The sequence below is a fragment of the Cryobacterium sp. genome, assembly GCF_026786305.1.
Lineage (GTDB): Bacteria > Actinomycetota > Actinomycetes > Actinomycetales > Microbacteriaceae > Cryobacterium.
In genome coordinates, this window is the sequence record NZ_JAJAYI010000033.1 from 1 (window position 1) to 21,919 (window position 21,919).

Annotated in this window: 20 protein-coding genes, 1 tRNA gene, 1 other RNA gene and 1 pseudogene; 10 read left to right on the forward strand and 13 right to left on the reverse strand. The window is 65.0% G+C overall.

The window, feature by feature from the left end; all coding sequences use genetic code 11:
• Nucleotides 1–72: 72 nt before the first annotated feature.
• Both LH475_RS03475 and LH475_RS03480 read right to left on the reverse strand, forming a co-directional pair.
• On the reverse strand, nucleotides 73–2,631 hold the full coding sequence (locus tag LH475_RS03475) for a hypothetical protein (RefSeq protein WP_297412879.1): 2,559 nt from the start codon (nucleotides 2,629–2,631) through the stop codon (nucleotides 73–75).
• A gap of 347 nt (nucleotides 2,632–2,978) precedes the next feature.
• Nucleotides 2,979–3,054, reverse strand: a tRNA-Lys gene (locus LH475_RS03480).
• A 125-nt stretch (nucleotides 3,055–3,179) separates the two neighbouring features.
• Between LH475_RS03480 and LH475_RS03485 the strand changes: the two genes are divergently transcribed.
• The gene (locus tag LH475_RS03485) at nucleotides 3,180–3,989 is read left to right on the forward strand and encodes an inositol monophosphatase family protein (RefSeq protein ID WP_196844484.1); all 810 of its coding nucleotides are present in this window, start codon (nucleotides 3,180–3,182) and stop codon (nucleotides 3,987–3,989) included.
• A 77-nt stretch (nucleotides 3,990–4,066) separates the two neighbouring features.
• On the opposite strand, the gene LH475_RS03490 is transcribed toward LH475_RS03485, so the two are convergent.
• Nucleotides 4,067–4,810 (reverse strand): TRIC cation channel family protein, encoded by a 744-nt coding sequence (locus LH475_RS03490; RefSeq protein WP_297412880.1) that lies wholly within the window; start codon nucleotides 4,808–4,810, stop codon nucleotides 4,067–4,069.
• A gap of 54 nt (nucleotides 4,811–4,864) precedes the next feature.
• Between LH475_RS03490 and LH475_RS03495 the strand changes: the two genes are divergently transcribed.
• The 6 genes from LH475_RS03495 (at nucleotide 4,865) to LH475_RS03520 (ending at nucleotide 11,215) form a co-directional block, all read left to right on the forward strand.
• Nucleotides 4,865–5,308, forward strand: coding sequence for an Rrf2 family transcriptional regulator (locus LH475_RS03495; RefSeq protein ID WP_196844486.1), 444 nt, complete (start codon nucleotides 4,865–4,867; stop codon nucleotides 5,306–5,308).
• A gap of 116 nt (nucleotides 5,309–5,424) precedes the next feature.
• Nucleotides 5,425–6,597, forward strand: a complete 1,173-nt coding sequence (locus LH475_RS03500; RefSeq protein ID WP_196844487.1) for a globin domain-containing protein — start codon at nucleotides 5,425–5,427, stop codon at nucleotides 6,595–6,597.
• Between the two features lie 76 nt (nucleotides 6,598–6,673).
• Nucleotides 6,674–8,191 carry a CYTH and CHAD domain-containing protein gene (locus LH475_RS03505; protein ID WP_297412881.1) on the forward strand — a complete coding sequence of 506 codons (1,518 nt, stop codon included), beginning with the start codon at nucleotides 6,674–6,676 and terminating at the stop codon, nucleotides 8,189–8,191.
• Between the two features lie 144 nt (nucleotides 8,192–8,335).
• Nucleotides 8,336–9,163 carry an FAD binding domain-containing protein gene (locus LH475_RS03510; protein ID WP_297412882.1) on the forward strand — a complete coding sequence of 276 codons (828 nt, stop codon included), beginning with the start codon at nucleotides 8,336–8,338 and terminating at the stop codon, nucleotides 9,161–9,163.
• A 148-nt stretch (nucleotides 9,164–9,311) separates the two neighbouring features.
• Nucleotides 9,312–10,487 carry an XdhC/CoxI family protein gene (locus tag LH475_RS03515; RefSeq protein WP_196844489.1) on the forward strand — a complete coding sequence of 392 codons (1,176 nt, stop codon included), beginning with the start codon at nucleotides 9,312–9,314 and terminating at the stop codon, nucleotides 10,485–10,487.
• Nucleotides 10,484–11,215: a PIG-L family deacetylase gene (locus tag LH475_RS03520; protein WP_297412883.1), complete on the forward strand. Its 732-nt coding sequence runs from the start codon at nucleotides 10,484–10,486 to the stop codon at nucleotides 11,213–11,215. The genes LH475_RS03515 and LH475_RS03520 overlap by 4 nt, the downstream gene beginning before the upstream one ends.
• A gap of 47 nt (nucleotides 11,216–11,262) precedes the next feature.
• Here LH475_RS03520 and LH475_RS03525 read toward each other — a convergent pair whose 3' ends face one another.
• The 7 genes from LH475_RS03525 to prfB all read right to left on the reverse strand — a co-directional run bounded on the left by LH475_RS03525 (nucleotide 11,263) and on the right by prfB (nucleotide 17,323).
• Entirely contained in the window at nucleotides 11,263–12,504 is a 1,242-nt protein-coding gene (locus tag LH475_RS03525) for an MFS transporter (protein ID WP_196844491.1), read from the reverse strand.
• A complete protein-coding gene (locus tag LH475_RS03530; protein ID WP_196844492.1) occupies nucleotides 12,497–12,889 on the reverse strand; it encodes a metalloregulator ArsR/SmtB family transcription factor in 393 nt (130 codons plus the stop codon). Before LH475_RS03530 ends, LH475_RS03525 begins: the two co-directional genes overlap by 8 nt.
• Nucleotides 12,890–13,007: 118 nt before the next feature.
• Nucleotides 13,008–13,382, reverse strand: a transfer-messenger RNA (tmRNA) gene (ssrA, locus tag LH475_RS03535).
• Nucleotides 13,383–13,507: 125 nt separating this feature from the next.
• Complete coding sequence (gene smpB, locus LH475_RS03540; protein WP_092108491.1) at nucleotides 13,508–13,984, reverse strand: SsrA-binding protein SmpB; 477 nt, start codon at nucleotides 13,982–13,984, stop codon at nucleotides 13,508–13,510.
• Between the two features lie 131 nt (nucleotides 13,985–14,115).
• Nucleotides 14,116–15,030 (reverse strand): permease-like cell division protein FtsX, encoded by a 915-nt coding sequence (gene ftsX, locus LH475_RS03545; protein WP_196844493.1) that lies wholly within the window; start codon nucleotides 15,028–15,030, stop codon nucleotides 14,116–14,118.
• A complete protein-coding gene (ftsE, locus tag LH475_RS03550; protein WP_196844494.1) occupies nucleotides 15,027–16,133 on the reverse strand; it encodes a cell division ATP-binding protein FtsE in 1,107 nt (368 codons plus the stop codon). The genes ftsX and ftsE overlap by 4 nt, the downstream gene beginning before the upstream one ends.
• Before the next feature lie 77 nt (nucleotides 16,134–16,210).
• Complete coding sequence (gene prfB / locus LH475_RS03555; RefSeq protein ID WP_196844495.1) at nucleotides 16,211–17,323, reverse strand: peptide chain release factor 2; 1,113 nt, start codon at nucleotides 17,321–17,323, stop codon at nucleotides 16,211–16,213.
• Nucleotides 17,324–17,363: 40 nt separating this feature from the next.
• Between prfB and LH475_RS03560 the strand changes: the two genes are divergently transcribed.
• Both LH475_RS03560 and LH475_RS03565 read left to right on the forward strand, forming a co-directional pair.
• Nucleotides 17,364–18,686, forward strand: a complete 1,323-nt coding sequence (locus LH475_RS03560) for an MFS transporter (protein WP_196844496.1) — start codon at nucleotides 17,364–17,366, stop codon at nucleotides 18,684–18,686.
• Nucleotides 18,687–18,746: 60 nt separating this feature from the next.
• Nucleotides 18,747–19,184, forward strand: a complete 438-nt coding sequence (locus LH475_RS03565) for a nitroreductase family deazaflavin-dependent oxidoreductase (RefSeq protein WP_196844497.1) — start codon at nucleotides 18,747–18,749, stop codon at nucleotides 19,182–19,184.
• An 80-nt stretch (nucleotides 19,185–19,264) separates the two neighbouring features.
• On the opposite strand, the gene LH475_RS03570 is transcribed toward LH475_RS03565, so the two are convergent.
• The 3 genes from LH475_RS03570 to LH475_RS03580 form a co-directional block, all read right to left on the reverse strand.
• Nucleotides 19,265–19,609 carry a hypothetical protein gene (locus LH475_RS03570; protein WP_196844498.1) on the reverse strand — a complete coding sequence of 115 codons (345 nt, stop codon included), beginning with the start codon at nucleotides 19,607–19,609 and terminating at the stop codon, nucleotides 19,265–19,267.
• Between the two features lie 47 nt (nucleotides 19,610–19,656).
• Entirely contained in the window at nucleotides 19,657–20,541 is an 885-nt protein-coding gene (locus LH475_RS03575; protein WP_196844499.1) for an EamA family transporter, read from the reverse strand.
• 84 nt (nucleotides 20,542–20,625) lie between these two features.
• The gene (locus LH475_RS03580) at nucleotides 20,626–20,931 is read right to left on the reverse strand and encodes a hypothetical protein (protein ID WP_196844500.1); all 306 of its coding nucleotides are present in this window, start codon (nucleotides 20,929–20,931) and stop codon (nucleotides 20,626–20,628) included.
• Nucleotides 20,932–21,233: 302 nt separating this feature from the next.
• Here LH475_RS03580 and LH475_RS03585 point away from each other — a divergent pair.
• Nucleotides 21,234–21,919, forward strand: a pseudogene (locus LH475_RS03585) (hypothetical protein); the annotation flags it as partial.

Here is a 21,919-nt window from a genome sequence, read left to right on the forward strand (position 1 = left end):
GGGGTTTTACAACAGCCGTCGCCGGCACTCAGCGCTCGGTTACCGACGGCCCAACGAAGTCCACTATGGTTATCAGCAGCCAGCCCTGGCAGCGTAGACGAATCCACTAATTCCGCTGTCCGAAATCCCCGCAGCAGCCCAGTCTTGGATGCCGGCTTTGAACGTGTAGGGGTTTTGTGCGGAGCCGTTTCCGGTTCCGCCGGCGGTGAGGACTTGCGCGCCGTAGGGGTCGTAGCTGTAGGAGAAGACGTTGCTGGCGAAGTCAACGATTAGTCCGACGGGGTTGCCAAGGCCGTCCCAGACGTAGATGCCACTGATACCTGTTGAGGTGGTCAGCATGAGCGCTTGCCCTGTAATCGGGTCGCTATACACATGAGCGCCGTTGCCGTTGACGGTGTATGTGGTGACCTCGGGGTTACCCTGGGCATCGTTCTTGCCGTAGCCGATCGAGTAGGTGCGGGTGGGAGTGCTTTCGGTCAGGACGGCTTTCTGGTCGGCGCCCGCGTAGATGTAGGTCGAGGTGACACCGTTGGTGGTGGCGCTGGTCATCTGTTGAAACCCGTTATACGTATAGGCAGCTGTCGGGGTAGCGGTGAGGTTCCCCGCGCCGTCGTAGGTGTACCCGGCGGTGGTGATCTGGTTTGCCGCGTTATACGTCAGCGTTTGCGAGGACGTCGCAGCGCCGGTCACGACTTGGCTGAGCCGGTTACCTCGAGCATCGTAGCTGAAAGTAAAGGTGCTATTGCCTCCAGAACTGCCCGATTGGGCGACCTGGCTGACCCGGCCCGCCGTGTCGTAGGCATACGTCGTGGCCTGGCCAGTGAGGGAGTCCAGAGACCACCGCAGTTTGGAGCGGTCGGTGGCCGTGGCGGTGCCACACGTCGGGGCGGCTGAAGCGGAGTTGTAGCAATAGGTGGTGTCGAAAACGACCGCGATGTTCGGCGCGGCAGCCGTACCCGTGTTCGTCGACGAGGTCAGCCGGGCGACGCGGCCGGAGGGATCATAGCTGGTGATCTGGTGGCCCGCCCAGGAGGAGTTGTTTGGGTTCGTGGACTGCAACCACGTATCGGTGCGCCGTCCTTGAGCATCGGTCGCATACCGAGTGAACTGATACGCCCCCGACTTGGGATACTGAGTGCTCGTGAGCACACCGGACGCATCAAACGTGTTCGTGTAGGTCCCGAACGAATCGGCGGACGTGGCCTCGTTGGAGGCCTTGTCGTAGGTGTACGTCTCGGAACCGCCAGCCGTGTTGGCAGTCGTGAGTTGACGATTGAGCTGGTCGAACGTGTTGGTGATCGTCCCGGTCGGGCTGATACTCCGGGTCAGATTCCCGACCGCGTCGAAGGTATTCGTCACCGTTGCCGAGCCATCCGCCAGAGCAACACTGAGCAGGCGATCATCCTGGTCGTAGCTGTACCGGGTCGTGTTTCCCCGCCCATCGGTCTGGGAGGCGACCCGGCCATACGGGTCATAGGTATACGTTTTCACCCCGAGGCTGGACCCGGTCACCGGGGTGACCGTGGCCAGCTGATGGTTTCCGTTATAGGTGTAGACGGTGTTGTTGCTGCCGTTGCCCGGACCGGTCGCCGTCGCCACGGTGCCGTCCATGTTGGGCGTTACCGCGGCCACCGCACCGGTTGCGTCCGCGCTGGTGAGCGGGTTGCCGGCACCGTTGTAGGTCAGGAGGCTCTGATTCCCGTCGGCATCCGTCGCCGTAGCCGGAAGGTAGGCCGTGTTCGCCGCCGTGTTATACGTCGTCGACGATGATGCTCCCCCCGGGGACTGCACCTTCGTCAGGGAGTTCCCGCCGTTGGCACCATACGTGCCGCTCGTCGTGCCGGGGCCGGGGGCGCCGGTGGCCCCGACCGTCGCCGTCAGGGTGTCCGAGTTGCCGGTATACGTCTTGGACCGCACACGTCCCATCGGATCGGTCGCCTGCAAGACCAAGTCCTGGGTCGGGTTGATCGAATACGTGGTGTGCGCCCCCGCCCCGACGGCGACTGCCGGGTCGGTGTTGGGCCCCGCGACGAGGGTCTGCGACGTCGACGGGTAGGTCAGACGTGTCGTGGACGTGCCGGGCGACCCGGCCGTCGTGTTCTGCTGGTTGATCGTGGAGACCATGTGCGTCGTCCCGCTGTAGCTGATCGTCGTCACCGCCCCCGACGGGCCGGTGATCCGGGTCAGATCGGTGCCAGCGTACCCAAACGCGGTGATATTCCCAGCCGCATCGACGAAAGACGTCAAGTTCGAACTCGAGTCCTTGGTGTAGGTCACCGTGCGGGTGTTGTACTGGTTCGCGCTCTGCGTCACCGAGAGCGACAGCGCACCGGCGTCATAGCTGAGAGCGGCCGTCCGGGCGCCTACCGGGCCGGCCGTAGATACGACGGACGTCGGCACCCCCGAGGTGCGGAGAATCGACGTGATATTCACGTTCCGATCGGCCACCGACGTAGCGTCCCCATTCACATCGAACGTGACGACCTGACGAGTCGTCAGATCCGTCAACGTATACGTCGTGCTCGACTTCACCAAGACCTGCTTGAACCCGGCCGGCGACGTGAACGCCGTCGTGGAGCCCGACACCGGGATGAACTTCCACGTCGCCCCGGCAGGGCCCGTATAGATCAAACTCGTCCCCACCAGAGACAGGAAGCCGCTTCGCTTCTTTTGGGGCAACCGGAACTTTCGACGACCATCCGCGCGTATGTGCAGCGCGTCACTGAAACCCCCGACGTTCGTGAGGTCGCCGCCAAGTTCGCGTGGGCCGGCCGAGCGCAGGACTTCCCCGACAACTCGTTGCCCCGCTGCAGGGCTGCTGAGTTTCGCAGTTTGAATACTCGTTGATCCCCACCAAAGTCCACGTTTACTGGATGATAATAGGCGGTGAACCGGGAGAATTCAGTGTTATTTCCGGAGACGAGCAGAAGGCCCGTTCTGAGTGTTTACGCTGGTCGGGCTTTATTTTTCTGTTGCATTGGTGCACCCCCCCGGACTTGAACCGGGAACCCACTGATTAAGAGTCAGTTGCTCTGCCAATTGAGCTAGAGGTGCGTTTTCGGCCGCGAACCAACCCGCGGCAACGTGTAACCCTAACACCATGAAAGGGCTCCCCGCCAATCGAACCGACAAACCGCGCGTGGCGCGCGCCGACGCCCAGCATTACTATTCTTGACAGGGTGACTGAGCCTCGAATTCATTCCCTCGCCGACGACCTCAAACTCGCCCTGGAGCTCGCCGATACAGCCGACGCGATCTCCCGAGCGCGGTTCACCGCTCTCGACCTCGTCGTAACCACTAAACCCGACCGCACCCCGGTGACGGATGCCGACCAGGCCGTCGAGCGGGCCGTCCGCGGCGTGCTCGCCGAACAGCGCCCCGACGACGGCATTCTCGGCGAGGAGTTCGGCACGGTTGGTTCGACGACGCGCCAGTGGATCATCGATCCAATCGACGGCACCGCAGGCTTCATGCGCGGCCTCCCGATCTGGGCCACACTCATTGCCCTCGCCGTGGACGGCGTTCCCGTCGTGGGCGTCGTGAGCGCACCGGCCCTCGGCAAGCGCTGGTGGGCATCCGTCGGAGCCGGCGCCTGGTCGAGCGATGAGCGCACCCCGGGCGCCTCCCCCGAGCGCCTCGCCGTCTCCGGCGTCGACACCCTCGCCGAGGCATCCATCAGCTATGGCAGTCTGCAGCAGTGGGACAGTGCCGGGCACCTCAACGAGCTCGTGGATCTCTCCCGTCAGGTCTGGCGCACCCGAGCCTACGGCGACATGTGGTCGTACATGCTGCTCGCCGAGGGCCACCTCGACATTGCCGGCGAATTCGACCTGCAGCCCTACGACATGGCGGCGCTCGCCCCCATCGTGCAGGAGGCCGGCGGCCGGTTCACCTCGGTCGACGGCCAGCCCGGCCCCTGGCATGGCAGCGCCCTCGCCACCAACGGCCTGTTGCACGACGCGACACTGGCCGTGCTGAACCCGGCATAGCCAGGCATCCGCTTGACGGGACGCCGAGCAGACCACGTGCGGGGTAAACCAACGTGCGGGTTGGACCAATGTGCCGGTCAGACCGTGGCACCCGGATCATCGGGATTCACGACGTTGCGGGCATTCCGCGCGTCGAGGCGTCGCTGACGCCAAGCCCGGGGGTTCAGCAGCAGAATCGGCTGGGGAATGCGCAGCGCGTAGCCGGTCGGAAGAATCCATCCGTAGCGTTTGGCCAGCAGCGACAGGCCGGCGCCACTGAGAATGGCAACCCCGGTGCCAATCGCCACGAAACCGAGCTGACTCAGAATGACCATCTCGGTGCTCGCGAGCAGCGCGCTCGTGGCATAGAGCGTATTGCCGCCGAAAATTGTCGGCACCTTGAGCAACATGATGTCGCGCACCATGCCACCGCCGACCGCCGTGATAATGCCGAGCAGAATGGCGGGCAGCCAGCCGAGGCCGGCCTCGAGCGCTTTCTGCGCGCCCACCGCCGACCAGCAACCCACGGCGAGCGCATCGAGGAGCAGCAGCACGCGCCGGGTCCAGCGGCCGTTGAAGGTGACGAAGAAGGCGATGACCCCGCCGAGGATGGCGCAGATCAGGTACGCCGGGTCGATCAGCGCTGCCGGGCTGCCCTGCTGCAGCAGGGTGTCGCGAATCACTCCGCCGCCGAGCCCGCTCATGATCGCGAGCACCACGAAACCGACAATGTCGAGGCGTGCGGTGCGTGCTGCGACCCCGCCGAGAATGGCATTGGCGAGTACACCGGCCAGGTCCACAAAGCGGATTACCTCAAACAGCGTCTCCGACTCAGTGTTCACTTGCCCCATTCTCTCTTATATCTGCGCTGAGACTGGCGCATCTACAGTTAAGGCATGAGAATCAACGCTTTTTCCGACGTCTGTCTGCGGGTCGTCATGCTGCTGTGTGCGGCGCCGGAGAGCATGACATTCACATCGAGAGTGGTCGCCGCCGAGGTGGGCACGCCCTACAACCACGTGAGCAAGGCGCTGTTGCGGCTACGGCAGCTCGGCCTGGTTGAGGCCATTCGAGGGCGGAGCGGCGGCGTGCGCATCAGCGCGCTCGGTCGCGAGGCCACTGTCGGGGCGCTCCTGCGCCAACTCGACACGCGCACCGACCTCGCCGCCTGCGACACGCTTAGTGGTCCGTGCCCGTTGCTCAGCGGATGCGGCCTCCGCGGCGCCCTGCGCCGAGCCCGGGAATCCTTCTACCGCGAGCTGGATGACCTGGTCATCTCCACTCTCCCGCACGGAAAACCGGATGGACCGGTGCTCGCCCCGCTGGGTTTGGTGCGGTAGGACTAAAGTCCCTAATTTCTACGACTTGTAGAAATTATCCGCGTAATTGGTATTTCAAATGCTACTTTTGCTGAAGGCCCCCACAACCGGGTGTCGGTTATGCAGAAGGAGTATTCATGCTTTCGCCCCAGTCCCTCCCCCTCATCGAAGCCACCCTGCCGCTGGTCGGCGAGCGGATGCCCGAGATCGCGAAGAACTTCTATCACCGCATGCTCACCGCCCACCCCGAACTGTTTGACGGGTTGTTCAGCCGTTCCAACCAGAAGAACGGCACGCAGCAGCAGGCCCTCGCCGGCAGTATCGCCATGTTCGCCGCGCACCTCGTGCAGAACCCCGACAGCGCCCCCGAAATCATGCTCGGTCGCATCGCGCACAAGCACGTCTCGCTCGGCATCGTTCCTGAGCAGTACGACATCGTCTACAAGTACCTGTTCGAGGCCATCGCCGATGAGCTGAGCGACGTCATCACCGCCGATATCGCCGCCGCCTGGACCGACGTGTACTGGCTCATGGCGCACGCCCTGATCAAGCTCGAAAACCACCTCTACGCCGGTCTCGCGAGCGACAAGCCGCTCGCCCCGTGGACAGTCATCGCCAAGGAGAAGGCCGGTATCGACGCCTTCACCTTCACCCTCGTGCCCGCCGATGACACCCCTGTTTCTGCCTCCCGCGCCGGCCAGTACGTTGGCGTGACCGTCACGATGCCCGACGGTATTCATCAGGTTCGCCAGTATTCGCTGTCGTCCGGCACGGGCACCGACACCCGCGTCTTCACGACGAGGCTCGACGCTGACGGCGAGGTCTCCCCCGCGCTGCACCGCGACGTGCAGGTCGGCGACCAGCTCATTCTGTCGAACCCCTGCGGCGACGTCACCCTCGCCGAGGGCGATGGACCACTCGTGCTCGCCTCGGCCGGCATCGGCTGCACCCCGAGCGCGTCGATTCTGCGCTCCCTCGCCGAGTCGAATTCCACGCGTGAGGTGCTCGTGCTGCACGCTGAGAGCACTCTCGAGCGCTGGGCGTTGCGCGACCAGATGCGCGAGGACGTCGCCGAACTCGAGGCGGCCGAGCTCGAACTGTGGTTGGAAACGCCGTCATCCGGCAAGGGAATCCACGACGGATTCATGTCACTTGACAACGTGACCATTCCTGACGACGCGTCGGTCTATCTCTGCGGCCCGCTGCCGTTCATGCGCTCGATCCGCTCGCAGGCGCTCGCCTCCGGGGTGCCGGCCGACCGCATCCACTACGAGGTATTCGGCCCCGACCTGTGGCTCGCGAACGCCTGACGCGCAACGCGCAACGCGCAACGCGCAACGCGCAACGATTCAGCCTGGCCCGGGTACGCCCGCGCTAGGCTGAATCGTGGACTCTAACGGTGGTGTTGAGATGGAACGCAAGTTTGACGTCGACGAGCTGACACTGTTGCCGCGGTTGAACGACTTACCCGGCGTGCAGGCCGTCGCGGAGCCGGTGACACACGACCTCGAGGCCGTCTATTTCGACACGAGCAACCTCGTTCTTGGCAGCGCAAAGATCACCCTGCGCCGACGCACCGGCGGCGACGATGCCGGGTGGCACCTGAAACTGCCAATCGATGTCGGTCATCGCCGCGAAATTCACGCCCCGCGCGGCGTGCACAAGCAGGGCGAAGCGGATGCCGTACCCGAGTCGCTCGCGCAGCTCGTGCGGGTCTACGTACGCGACGCACCACTCGTTCCCGTCGCACGTCTGCATACCACCCGGGTGGTGCACGCCCTGATCGGTGCGGGAGGCGAAACCCTCGCCGTGCTCTGCGACGACCGAGTGCAGGCCGAACGGCTCATTCACGAACCGGCTTCCGTGGCCTGGCGCGAATGGGAGATCGAGCTCGTCGACGGACCGGAGGACCTGCTCGACGCGGGGCAATCTGTGCTCGCGAGCGCCGGCATCCTCGTGTCACAGCACGCCTCGAAACTGGCGCGCGCCCTCGGCGACCGGTTCCCGGCAGCCCCCACGGCGAACCGGCATCGCCCAACCCCGGGTGGCCCGGCCGGGAACGTGCTGCTGGCCAGCCTGAGCGACCAGATCAACGTCATTCGCCGAGAGGACCTGCAGATTCGCCAGCACACGGCCGGCTCCGTGCACGCCATGCGCGTCGCCACCCGCCGGATGCGCTCGGTGCTGGCCACCTATCGTTCCCTCGTCGACCCGACCGTCGTGCACCACCTCCGCACCGAACTCGGCTGGCTCGCCGCCGTGCTCGGTGGCTCCCGCGACGAGGAGGTACTGCAGCGGCGCCTCGCTGGTCTGCTCGACCGCGAGCCCCCGGCTCTGCTGCTCGGCCCCATTCGCGAACGCCTCGAAACCCGCTCCGAAACGAATGCCGACACCGCCGAGCACACGCTTCTGACAGCCCTCGACAGCCACCGCTACTTTCGACTGCTTGACGCCCTGGATACCCTCGTCGCTTCGCCGTCATTCACTCCCGTAGCAGGTCAGGATGCCCGCGTGCTTGTTCCCGCGCTGGTCATGAAGGAGTGGACGAAGCTGCGCCGGGCGGTTCGCCAGGCCAGAACAACCGTGCCGGGGCCGGAGCGCGACGCGGCCCTTCACACGACCCGCAAGCGCGCAAAGCGGCTGCGGTACGCCGCCGAGACGGCGCATCCGATCAGCCACAAGCGATCTGCCCGAGTGACGCGTTTCGCCCAGAAACTGCAGACCATTCTCGGCGACCAGCACGACAGTGTCATCGCTCGCGAGCGCTTGCGTCGCCGGGGCGCGGTCGACGCCTACCTGCACGGTGAAAACACGTTCAGCTACGGCCGCCTGCACGCCCTGGAGCAGCAGAAAGCCGAACGAGCGGAATCGAAATTCTGGAAGTCTTGGAACCGCCGCCCCTGACCAAGCACCGGGGTGATGTTTGACTCCGGCTGGGTGCGGGGAGCAAGCTGCGGCGCGCCCGCCACGACTGGCTCAGCGTCATCAACGGCCTGTTCGAGCTCGACCATCTACTCGTCGACGGCCGGGTTTTTGCGCATCAGCGCTATGACAAGGCACAGCACTTTGCTCGAATCCGACGACGTCAGACGCCTGTTCCCCATCATCACCGAGGCCGAACGCCTCATTGCCGACCCGATCGTGCGCAACCACGGCACCATCGGCGGCTCGCTCTGCCCGGTCGTTTTCGTCTCCGGGCAGCAACACCTCGTCCGCTTCAACGCGGTGTTACGCGCCGTGTTTGACGGTCGGCTCGACCCGGCGCGACGCCGCGGCGATCCGAACGCTCCCCCGGCCATCGGCTCCGAAACCCGAGCCGAAGCCTTTATGTTCTCCCCGCACCGCACCCGGCTGAACCGCCAACTCGCCCTGCGCGACCCCGACCCGGCGCTCGCGCAGACGGCCGCCATTCGCGGTGACCCGTCGGCATCCGCTCGGCACGGTTTCACCACGCCTCGACCATTTATCGCGACGCCACACACGACCCGCAGACCACCCACCAGAGGACACCCTGATGCAACTCGACAGCACCTTCACCGTTATCGCCCCCGTCGCCACGGTGTGGACATCCCGATGGACGTCGAACGCGTCGCCTTCTACGTGCCGGGCGCACAGATTCTGAACAAGCTCTCCGACGACAACTATCAGGTGGACATGAAGGTCAAGCTCGGCCCGCTGACCATGCAGTACTGTGGCCGGATGACTGTCGACGAGCGCGACACCGAGGTGCACCGCGCCGTGATCTCCGGCAAGGCGCAAGAAACCCGAGGGCAAGGCACCACCCAGGCAATGGTCACACTCGTGCTGGTCGAAACCGACGGCGTGACCCAGGGCACCGCTCCACACCGGCCGCGGCGCCGACCCTCGACGCAATGAGCCTGGTCAAGGGCGTCATCGCCGACCAGCTGAGTGACCCGGTGAACCTTCTGGGCCTGCTGGCCACGGTAGCCTTCATCGCATACCGAATCGGTCGACGCGCGTCTGGCCGCTGACCAAACGCGGCGACGACAGAAGGGACACCGACATGCGTGAAATTCTGGATACCCTCTTTACCGGCTGGCAGAACGGCGCCACGGCGGGCCTGGCCACGGTCGTGCGCACCTTCCAGTCCGCGCCAAGCCCGGCCGGCACCTCCATGCTGGTCAGCGCCGACGGCACCGTGGCCGGCTCGGTCTCGGGCGGCTGCGTCGAGGGCGCCGTCTACGAACTGGCTACCCAGGTTGCCGAGGACGGCGTGCCGGTGCTGGTGCGCTACGGCATCAGCGACGACGATGCGTTCGCCGTTGGGCTCACCTGCGGTGGCATTCTTGACGTCTTCATCGAACCCGTCTCCCGCGATACCTTTGCCCTGCTCGAGGGGGTGCACGACGACGTGGCCGCCGGCCGCCCGGTGGGCGTAGCCACGATCATCGAACATGCGGATGCCAGCTGGCTCGGCCGACACCTCGTGGTGCGGCCGCACGGATTCGAGGGCGACCTCGGATCGGACCGCGCCAACAGCGCCATCGGCGACGACACCCAGGGCTTGCTCGCAGCCGGTCGCAACACGACCCTGACCTACGGTCCCGACGGCGAGCGGCGCGGCGAAGGCATGCGGGTGTTCTTCGCGAGCTACGCGCCACGGCCACGCCTGCTCGTCTTCGGTGCGATCGATTTCGCCACCGCCCTGGCCCGGCTCGGCACCTTTCTGGGCTACCGCGTCACGGTCTGCGACGCCCGCGGCGTGTTCGCGACCGCCGCCCGGTTTCCCGGCGTCGACGAGGTCGTCGTGAGCTGGCCCGACCGCTACCTGCGCGAACAGATCGCCGGCGGGCTCATCGGCCCCCGCACGGTCATCTGTGTGCTCACCCATGACCCGAAATTCGACGTTCCCCTGCTCGAAGCCGCCCTGCACGGCCCGCCCGTGGCCTACATCGGCGCAATGGGGTCGCGTCGCACCCACCTCGACCGGCTGGAGCGGCTGCGCGAAGTCGGTGTGACCGACGCGGAGCTGGCCCGGCTGCGCAGCCCGATCGGCCTCGACCTCGGCTCGCGTACGCCCGAAGAGACCGCGGTTTCGATCGCCGCCGAGATCATCTCGCTGCAGTGGGGCGGCAGCGGCGAGCCGCTGCACACCCGCGTCGACGCCATCCACCACGACGACCTCGTCGACCCCGACCCGCCGCCGGCCCCCAACGGCCAGAAGTTGATCGAGGCATGAGCATTCTTGACTCCGTCACGTCTGTTCTGCTCGTGCACGCGCACCCCGACGACGAGACCATCAGCACCGGCGGCCTCATCGCGTATCTCGCGAGCCGCAGCATCCGGGTCAGCCTGGTCACTGCCACCCGAGGTGAGCGTGGAGAAGTCGTCGCCGGGCCACTCTCAGCGCTCGCCGGCAGCCCGGCCCTGGCCGAGGAGCGCGAAGGCGAACTCGACCGCGCCGCCGCGACCCTCGGGGTCAAGGCGGGCTTCTGGCTGGGCGAAACTCCGGCCCGTGCGCCCGGACTCCCCCCGCGCCGCTACCGCGACTCCGGCATGGAGTGGATCCGCCCTGGTCTGGCCGGTCCGGCACCCGATTCTGAAACGGATGCCCTCGCCCGGGCGCCGCTGGCCGAAGTCACCAACGACCTCGTGGCCGTTCTCCAGCACGTGCAACCAAACCTCGTCATCAGCTACGACGCCGCCGGCGGCTACGGGCATCCCGACCATGTTCGTGTGCACGACGCCGCGCTCGCTGCCAGCCGCACGCTCACGATTCCCTACGCAGAGATTCTCGATACCCCCACAGCGGATGCGGAATGGTTCGACCTCAAGGCCCAGCGCGATACCGTCGTGACGGCCCTGCGCTGCCACGCCAGCCAACTCAGTGTCGACGGCGAGTTCATCGTGCACTCCGGCGGCCAGCGCGACCGAATCCGCACTGCGATCGGCATTCGCCTCTGCTGACCCGCCCCTTCCGTTCACATCTATGTGGTCGCAGGCCCTCCGCACGATCAGGCGGTGACGGTGACGGTGACTTCGTGCCGCTGTGCCGGGCTGACCCCGGTCCAGGCACGAGCGGCAATGGCTGTCGCCATCACTCCGATCACGGCCAGCACGAGGGCCGTCGGTGCCAGGCCGAGCAGGGCACCGAGCACACCGGCCAGGGGGTAGGTCAGGGCGAAGCAGGCGTGGGACAGCGAGAACTGCACGGCGAAGACGGCGGGCCGGTTCGTCTCGTCGGAGCAGCGGCGCAACAACCGGGCCGACGGCGTCAGGATCAGCGCTGTAGCAGCGCCGAGCACGAACCAGATCACGAGCAGAGCCGACCAGGTCATGGCCGTCGCCGGCATGACAACAACAAGGGCCAGGGCGCCAAGCCCGACCGGCAGCACAACACAACCGAGCAGCATGACGCGACGGTCGGCACAGCGGTCCAGCAGCCTCGGCAGCGCGAGCGCGACGAGCATCGAACCGAATCCGTAGCAGGCCAGGGCGATCGCGAAGTCGGACTGGGCGCGACCGAAGTGGCTCTGCACCAGCACGACGGTGTTGACGATGACCATGCCGGTCGACGAGGCGACGACCATGTTCATAGCGAGCAGGGCGCGCAGTTCCGGCGTGTGCCAGAAGACGCGGGCGCCGCGGGTGAGGCGTTCCAGAAAGGGCGTCGGACCGGATGCCCGGTGTGCTGGCAGTGTGGCCGAGAGCACGAGCACGGCTGAGCCCACGAACCCGACCACGGTTCCCACGAACAGGGAGTGATAGCTGACCACGGTCAATAGCGCGGCGGCCAGAATCGGGCTCAGCAGCGACTCGAGGTCGTAGGCCAATCGGGACAGCGACAGGGCTCGTGTGTAGTCGCTCTCCTGAGGCAGCACGTCCGGGATGAGGGCCTGGAATGCCGGGGTGAACGTGGCCGAGGCCGCCTGCAGCACGAAGATGAGCAGGTAGATCTGCCACGCCTCGGTAACAAACGGCAGGGAGAGTGCGACGATCGCGCGCAGAACGTCCGCTGAGACCATCAACGTCTTGCGCGGCACGTGCACGGTCAGCGCTGAGACCACCGGAGCTATGCCGACATAGGCGAGCATCTTGATGGTCAGCGCGATGCCGAGCACGATGCCGGCATGGAGGCCGGCGAGGTCGAACGCGAGCAGGCCCAGGGCCACGGTAAGCATTCCGGTGCCGATGAGCGCCACGATCTGGGCGCTGAACAGCCGGCGATAAGTTCTATTGCGCAGTACCTCAAGCACGAGGGTCTTCTTCCGTGGCGGTCCTGACCTGCGCGAGCGGATGCCGGTGATGCGCCGGGATACCCTCAAGAGCATGTTCGGCCTGGAAGATCGCATCAGCGACCAACTGGCGGGCATGCTCATTGGCGAGGCGGTAGAACACGCGCGTGCCCTCGCGGCGGGTTGTCACAATGCGGCCGAGGCGCAGCTTCGCGAGGTGCTGGGAGACGGCCGCCTGAGACTTGTTGGCCGCAGCGGCGAGCTCGTTCACCGACAACTCCGTATCGCGCAGGGCAAGAATGATGCGGATGCGCGTGGCATCGGCGAGCATCGCGAAGACCTCGACGGCCAGCTCGACGTAATCTCCGGCTGGGTCAAGTGTGCCAGAATTCGTATCTGCATTCATACGCATATTATTGCACATGCTGTCAGTCGACCAGACAACTCTGGCCGCCCACTTGGGCGGCCAGAGTTATCTGCGGATGCTCAATAACGTCAAACAAAACAGCGTGTGACAGAACCGATGGTGGAGATGCGGGGAATTGAACCCCGGTCCACTGCTGTGGTCATATGCCTTCTACGGGTGTATCCAGTGAAATCGCTTTCTCGGCCCCGGAATTTGCCACTGGCATCTACTCCGACAGGCCCAGCCTTCGTTAAAGTCCCTCTACACCCCGTGGCTCAATGTAGAAGCAATCTCTCTAAATGGCGTCAGGATCCGGGTAGAGAGCATTCCCGGTCTGGCGGACTTCTTTAGTGCTTTCGCTTAGGCAGCGAGAGCGAAGTCAGTGCGCTTTGAATTGGCACTTATTGTTTTGCAGAGATCGTTTACGAGATAACCCTGCATCCTCGACCCGCTTCTCACAATTGCGCAAACAATGTCGAAACCGATCATCCCCATACACAGTGCAAGCCGCGGGGCCTGCGCTGGGTTCGTGTCACACGCTGTTGAGTTACCAAACTGCACCTTTCGGTGCAGCCCTCAATTCTACTACAGAACTACCGTCAACGGAAAAATAATTACCTAATCGCCGAGGTGTCGCTGTGCCGACATCGCGCGGTCCGATTCGCGCTTGTCGGTGCGTTCCCGCAGCGTCTGGCGCTTGTCGTACTCTTTCTTACCCTTGGCGACGGCGATTTCTACCTTGGCCCGACCGTCGGCGAAGTAGATGCGCAGCGGAATGAGCGTGTAGCCGCCCTCTTTGGTCTTGTGGCTGATCTTCACGATCTCCTTCTTGTGCAGAAGGAGTTTGCGCTTGCGACGTGGGGGGTGGTTGGTCCAGGACCCGCCGGAATACTCCGGAATATGCACCGCGTCGAGCCAGGCCTCGCCACCCTCGATGAAGGCGTAGCCGTCGACCAGGGTGGCACGCCCGGCGCGCAACGACTTGACCTCGGTGCCGCTCAAGACCATCCCGGCCTCGTAGGTGTCACTGATGAGGTAGTCATGTCGGGCCTTGCGATTGGTCGCCACGACCTTTTCGCCACGTTCCCTGGGCATGTACCTCACCTCAATTCGTTTCTTCAAGCGGATGTCGCCCTCGAGCAGGCAGGGTGCCTGCTCAGCAGCCCACCAGTCTAGCGGCACCGGGCAACCTGAGGGCGCGGGCCGCCCCCCGGCATCCGCTTGTATTAGACCTTGAGGTAGCGGGTGATCGCGAAGTTGGCCGAGAATGCGGCCAGCACCGCACCGACCACGAGCAGAATCGGCACCACGACAAGCGCATCGTCCATGCCGACCAGGGCGAAGCCGGTGAGCCTCGCGCCGAGATACCCCTGCACGAAGAAATACACGAGCGCCACGATCGCACCGCCGGCCAGCAAAGAACCGAGCAGAGCCGCGAACACGCCCTCCAGAATGAACGGCGTCTGAATGAACCGGTTACTCGCGCCCACCAAGCGCATAATTCCCAGTTCCCGGCGTCTGGAGAACGCTGACAAGCGAATGGTCGTGGCAATGAGCAGCGCCGCCGCAATCAGCATCAACCCGGCAATACCAATGGCCGTGTAACTGGCGACATTCAGCACGGAGAAGATCTGATCGAGGTATTTTCGCTGGTCAGCGACATTCTCGACACCGGCGATTCCCGACAGACTCTCCACGAGCACCGCGGACTGGGACGGGTCTTTCAGGTTGACCCAGAACGTTTGATTGAGCTGGTCGGCCGTGACATAGTCGGCGACCGGGTTGCCGGCGAACTGCTTCTTGAAGTTATCGAAGGCTTGCTCGTGCGTCTCGAAATAGTAGTTGTCGATGAACGGCGCGAGGGTCGGCGATGTGAGCTGAGCCTCGACCGCGGCGATCTGCTCCGGCGAGGCGTCGCCGCCGGTGCAGGTTTCACCCGGGGAGATATCGGAGCACATGTAGATACCGACCTGCGCTTTGTCGTACCAGAAGTTCTTCATCTGGCCGATCTGCATCTGCATGAGAATGGCCGCACCGACGAAGGTCAGCGAGATGAAGGTCACGAGCACGACGGAGACGACCATCGAGGCGTTGCGCCGCAGACCGTTCGCGGCTTCGGAGAGCACCAGACCGAGCCTCATCGGGTCGGCCCCACGTTTTGCTCGCCCGTCTGGTCGGGTTTCTCCCCCGGCGCCCGCAGGCCGAGTTTCTCGGCGAGCGTGAGCTGCTCCGGGGCATCGTTCGAGGTGACCGGCAGCACGGGGCGTGCCATCGGCGGCACCGGTGTGGCTGGGGCGTCCTCAGCCGCGGCATCCTCGACCAGCGGGACGTCGACCGGGGCTGGCGCAGCGGCATCCGGCGTGGAAACCGGTGCAGCCGCCGCGGCGACCGCAGCGACCGCAGCCTGATGCAACGACACGGAGGTCTCGGGAACCGGGGCCGACGGGTGCGTCAGTGCTGGTTCAGGTGCAGCGGCGAGCCGGGCATACACCGACGCGACGGGCGTTGGGTCGCTGGCGGGGGCATCCGCTGACGCGGCGGGAAGGATGGTCGGGATGGAGGCCGTGGCGTACCCACCCTGGCGCTCGTCACGTACGATCTCGCCGTTGACGAGCTCGATCACGCGACGCTGCATCTGGTCGACGATGCCGGCCTCGTGGGTGGCCATGATCACGGTGGTACCGCCGGCGTTGATGCTCGCAAGCAGCGACATGATCTCGGCGCTCGTGGTGGGGTCGAGGTTTCCGGTGGGCTCGTCGGCCAGCAGAATCTGGGGCTTGTTCACGATGGCGCGGGCGATGGCAACGCGCTGCTGCTCACCACCAGAGAGTTCGTGCGGCAGGCGCTGCGCCTTCTCGTCCAGGCCGACCATCTTCAGGGTGTCGGGCACTGCTTCTTGAATGAAGCCGCGACTCTTGCCGATCACCTGCAGGCTGAACGCGACGTTGTCGAACACGGTCTTGTTCGGCAACAGGCGAAAGTCCTGAAAGACGACGCCCATGTTGCGGCGAAAATAGGGCACCTTGCGGTTGGAGATCGACCGCAGGTCCTGGCCGAGCACGTGAATGCTGCCGCTGGTCGGCTTCTCCTCCTTGAGCACGAGCCGCAAGCAGCTCGATTTTCCCGATCCGGAGGCGCCGACCAGAAAGACGAATTCACCTCGCAAAATCTCGACGTCGATCGAGTTCAGTGCCGGCCGAGTGGTGCCGGGATACTTCTTGGTTATGTGATCAAAACGGATCATAGCTCTTAGAGCCTAGGCATCCGCAGGCGTTTTCCCTACAGCGACATGCCTCGCAGGCGGCAAGCGTCAGCACGGCTCTAGTCTTCGGGTGCCTTCTTGCGCCAGCGGATACCGGCCGAAATGAATCCGTCCAGGTCACCGTCAAAGACGTTGCCGGGGTTGTTCACCTCGTACTCGGTGCGCAGGTCCTTGACCATTTGGTACGGCGCGAGCACGTAGCTGCGCATCTGGTCGCCCCAGCTCGCGGTGATGTTGCCGGCGAGTTCTTTCTTGGTCGCGGCCTCCTTCTCACGTTCGAGCACCAACAGTCGTGACTGCAGCACCCGCATGGCGGCGGCACGGTTCTGGATCTGACTTTTTTCGTTCTGACAGCTCACCACGGTGCCGGTGGGCAGGTGGGTGATGCGCACAGCGGAGTCCGTCGTGTTGACCGACTGGCCACCGGGGCCGCTCGAGCGGAACACGTCGACGCGAATGTCACCGTCGGGCACCTCGATCGATTCGGTCTGCTCGATCAGCGGCACGACCTCAACTGCAGCGAACGAGGTCTGACGTTTTCCGGCCGAGTTGAACGGGCTCATGCGCACCAGGCGGTGGGTACCGGCTTCAACGCTGAGGGTGCCGAAGGCGTAGGCGGCGTCAACCTCGAACGTCGCGCTCTTGATGCCGGCCTCTTCGGCGTAACTGATGTCGAGTACGCTCGTGCGCCAGTTGTGCTGCTCGGCATAGCGCAGATACATGCGCAGGAGCATCTCGGCAAAGTCAGCGGCATCCACTCCCCCGGCGCCGGCGCGAATGGTGATGACTGCGTTACGCTCGTCGAATTCGCCGTTGAGTAGCGTCTGCACCTCGAGTTCACCGAGCAATTTCTGCAGACTCGCCAGTTCGACGCCGGCCTCATCGGCCAGTTCCTGGTCACCCTGGCCGTCGTTGGCCAGATCCACGAGCATCTCCAGGTCATCGAGCCGCGTCGCGATGCTCTCAATGCGCGCCAGTTGCGACTGGCGGTGACTGAGGTCGCTCGTCACCTTCTGCGCGTGCTCGGTGTCGTCCCACAAATTGGGCATGCCAGCCTCGCCGTTGAGGTCGTCGATGTCCGCGCGCAGTCGATCTATGTCGATCACCGAGCGGATGTCGCCAAACGTGGTCCGCAGCGCGGCGATCTGTACTGAGAAATCCAAGTCAATCATGTTCTGTCCAGCCTACCGGGCTCGCGTAGCATCGATTCTGATGAGCAATGCCCCGCGCCCCCTCAATCTGCGATCGATCGCCCTGACGGCGTTTCTGCCCACCCTGCTGTTTTCCGTCGGCGAGGGCGCGATCATTCCACTGATTCCGCTGGTCGCCAATGACCTGGGCGCCACACTGGCCATCGCCGGGGTGATTGCCGCCATGATCATGCTCGGTGAACTCGTCGGCGACATTCCCAGCGGCTGGGTCGTAGCCCGCATCGGTGAACGCAACTCGATGATCTGGGCATCCGTCGTCACCATCGGCGCGGTGGTCATCTGCCTCGTGGCTCCCGATCCGTTCGCTCTTGGTATCGGCATCTTTCTGGTTGGCATCGCCACGGCCGTGTTCGCCCTCGCCCGGCACGCCTTCATGACGAGCTACGTGCCGCTGGTCTACCGGGCACGCGCCCTGTCGACGCTCGGCGGAGTGTTTCGAGCCGGCTGGTTTGTGGGCCCGTTTCTGTCCGCCGCGCTCATACACCTCACCGGCAGCACCCAGGCGGCGTTCTGGGTGTTCATCGCGTGCTGCGTTCTCGCGGTCACGATGCTGCTGATCCTGCCCGATCCCACCCGCGACCTCGCTGCGCCGGGTGCTGGGCCAACGCGCATCGTTCCGGGACGCTCCGTGGCTGAGTCGGCGGCATCCGCTTCACCGACAGTGGCAGCAGGCAACACTGCACTAACGGATGCCGCTGCGCCCGTCACCGCGCAGGGTCTGTTTCCGACCATCCGCACCCACCACGGCGTGCTCGCGCGGCTCGGCACCGGTGCCGCCCTCGTGGGCGCGATGCGGGCCAGCCGTACCGTCATGCTGCCCCTCTGGGCGGTCAGCATCGGGGTCAGCGCGCCCGACACGGCCCTGATCATCGGTATCGCGGGCGGTATCGACTTCGTCTTGTTCTACGTCAGCGGTCAGATCATGGATCGATTCGGTCGCATCTGGAGCGCGGTACCCTCGATGATCGGCCTCGGCCTCGGGCACGTCGCCCTCGCGTTCACCCACGACCTGCCAAGCAACGTGGGCTGGTTCATCGGCGTCGCGATGTTCCTCGCCCTCGCCAACGGCATCGGCAGCGGCCTGCTCATGACGCTCGGTGCCGACCTCGCGCCACAGCGATCTCCGGCACCGTTCCTCGGGGCCTGGCGGTTCACCGCTGACTTCGGCAGCGCCGCAGCACCGCTCGCCGTAGCCGGCATCACCGCGCTCACCTCGCTGTCGATCGCGAGCGGCACCATGGGGGTGTTCGGCTTGTTCGGCGCCGTGCTGTTGCGCCGCTACATACCCCAGTTCGCCCCGCATCGGCCTCGGAATCTGCTCTAGCCGGCAACGGCCATGCGGCCGAAATGGAATGTTCACGGCGGCCACGACGTTGGCTCCAGTGTGCCCCTCATCGGAGAATACGAACCAAGCGGCGCCCAATGGGTGCGCGACCAGGTCGACCTGTACGAGAGGTCCGGCGGTATCGAGGGAACGACGCTGCGTGGCATGCCTGTCATCGTCCTGACGACCGTTGGTGTGAAGTCCGGCAAGCTGCGCAAGGCGCCGCTCATGCGCGTCGAGCACGACGGTCGGTATGCCGCCGTTGCCTCGCTCGGCGGCAGCCCCAAGAACCCGGTCTGGTACGCGAATGTCGTGGCGCACCCCGAGGTCGAGCTGCAGGACGGCACACAGAAGTGGGACATGCGCGCCCGCGAGGTCACCGGCAACGAAAAGGCCGCCTGGTGGGAGCGCGCCGTGAGGGCGTTTCCCGATTACGCCGCGTACCAGGTCAAGACTGACCGTGAGATTCCTGTCTTCGTGCTCGAACCGCTCGCCTGAGGGTGGCGAGGGCAAACACCCGTAAAGCGTTCATCGAACGCCTCACCCTGCGCAACCTCGCCGACAACGATGGGGCACTTCTACGCTCCGGCGACGCTGCGTTCGATGCACATCAACGGCTCGAAGCGCGATTCGTGAACCTGCGCAACGCCACGCTGGCCGGCGTTCTCATCCGCAACTGCATCATCGAAGAGCTCGACCTCGGCAGCGCCACCGTGCCGCGACTCGAACTGCACGACTGCCGCATCGTCACGCTCGATGCCGGCGGGGCCAAGCTCAAAGACGTCACCCTGTGCGGGGGCGAGGTCTCGGCCGTCCATGGGTTCGATGGACTGCGCGGTGCCACGATCGACGACGCCCAGTTGAGTCTGCTGGCGACGCTGCTCGCCGCCCACCTCGGCCTGCGCGTCGAGTGGGCCGAGCACCGTTCGGTGAGCGGATGCCCAGCTCCGGCGGAGCAGATTCGCCCGGCCTACGAAATCGCAGTTGCGGTCAGCTCGAGGTCGGACGTCGGCCGGTCGCGCTGCGTCGCGATCGCCGCCCCGGCCGCGACGCACACGACGACGATGGCACTCTGCTGCAGCAGGGTGAATGTCTCGCCGAGCACGAGGGCGCCGAAACCGGCCGCGATCACGGGGCCGAAGCTCGTGATGATCGCATACAGGCGCGGGCTGATCCGACGCAAAATGTAGGTGTCGAGCGTGTAGGGAAAGGCCGAGGAGACCACGCCGACGAGCAGGAGCAGCCCGACGACGCCCCAAGTGAAGACCGACAGATTGAGGGTGAACAGCGCGATCGGAACGACGATCACGAGACTGACCAGGCTCGCAATCGAAATGCCCTCGAGGCCGGCGAATTCAGTCGCTACTCGGCGGGTCAGCAGAATGTAGCAGAACCACGAGGCGGCCGCGGTGAGCGCGAGCACGATGCCGAGCACGTCGAGCGTGCCGTCCGACCAGGTCAGCAGAAACACTCCCCCGGCGGCGGCAGCGGCACACACGAAGTCCAGGATACGGCGGCTGGTGACCAGGGCGAGGGCGAACGGTCCGAGAAATTCGATGGTCGCCGCGATACCGAGTCCGAGCATGCTGACGGCTTGGTAGAAACTGAGGTTCATGACGGCGAGCACGACGCCGAGGGCCAGTGGCGGCCAGTTTCGGCTCCAGCTCAGGTTTTTCAGCGTGGGCCGGGCCAGCGGCAACACGACAATGACCATGACGATCTGGCGGGCCGCGACGACGGCGGGCGAACCGACGACCGGAATGAGCAGTCCCGCCAGTGACGACCCGAAATTGATGCTGACCTCGGTGGCAAGCTGAGCTCCCGCACCGCTCAGTTGGTCCCGCCTGGTACGCACACTGCTCCTGTCGGCGCCGTCAGGGCACCTACCGACAGTACCGCTCGCGGCATCCGCTCTTGAACTGCGTGCGTGGGTGACCGCCTACAGCTGCAGCGGAACGAACTGGTATTCGCTCGTCAGATGCTCGTGCTGGCAGGCGCCGCAGTACAACACGCCGGACACGCGCATGGCGTCGACGCGTGAGGAACACTGGATCACCTTGGGGCCACAGCACGGTGAGATCACCATGTAGCCTCCCGATTCGGCCGGATCGTGACCGCTCAATCCGCGATCGTGATGCACGCCCTCGCAGGGCAACAGCGAGTCAAAGTCGAGCTGCTCCACAATCTGTTCGTCGAGTAATGCATCCATGATTTCACAGCCGATCTCGGGTGGTTCAGCCGCCATACTGGGCCACGTCACCCGGCGGCGACCAGCCCGGATGAACGACGACCCAAGATCGCCGGCACTACCAACCGGGACCAGGGCTGGCACGGTGTCGACTGCGGTACAAAAAGCGTTTAGCCCCCGAGGAGGTAGGAGGCTTCCCTGTCGACTACGTGTCTGTAAAGCGTACGCTTCTATTCTTCAATTTCCAGTTCGAGTTTGTACGGCTCTTATGGGCGGCAACAAAATTCGAAAATATTTCTGAGGTTCAATTCATACTTAACTGAGATTTTCTCTCTTGTAGGATGGTGTGGGCTATAATTGTGGGTGAAAGAGGCACCGCCGCCATGATCCTCACCGCCCCGCCCGCCGCCGCCAGCTCCACCCCGGATCCTGTGTTCTCCCGGGTCGCGGTGATAACTCAGGCCGGTGCGATTCTGGCCTCCGCGTTGGACGGGGTGCGGTTTGGTCACCTCGACGACACCGAGGCCATCGCGGTGATGACGACCCTCGAAGGGCTGGGGCACACGGTGGACGGGACGCAAGGTGGACGGGACGCAGGGTGGATGGGGCCAGACTCCGAGCCACCACCGACATCGGTGCCCGCGCCGACACCGACCTCGGCGCCCTCACCCCCGAAACCACTGGACTACCCGGAGCGGGCATCCGCTTCGCCCCCGACCTACTGTGCGCCCAAGCCCTGCAAATGGCAGGCCCGACTCGACCCCGACGGCACCGCCCCGAACGAGGAGGTCGTCGAGGCGACAAGCACGTTGACGTTCGGACTGCTGCGGAACGGGCTCTACCCGCTGCGCGCCGACGTCACCCTCGAACTGCGCGGCATCATGGACACCCTCTTCGACACCCACCTCTCCGCCCGCTCCTCTGCGACCCCACCCAAACCTGGCGCCCCACCCACACCTGGCGACCCCACCCACACCTGGCGCCCCACCCACACCTGGCGCCCCACCCACACCTGGCGACCCCACCCACACCTGGCGCCCCACCC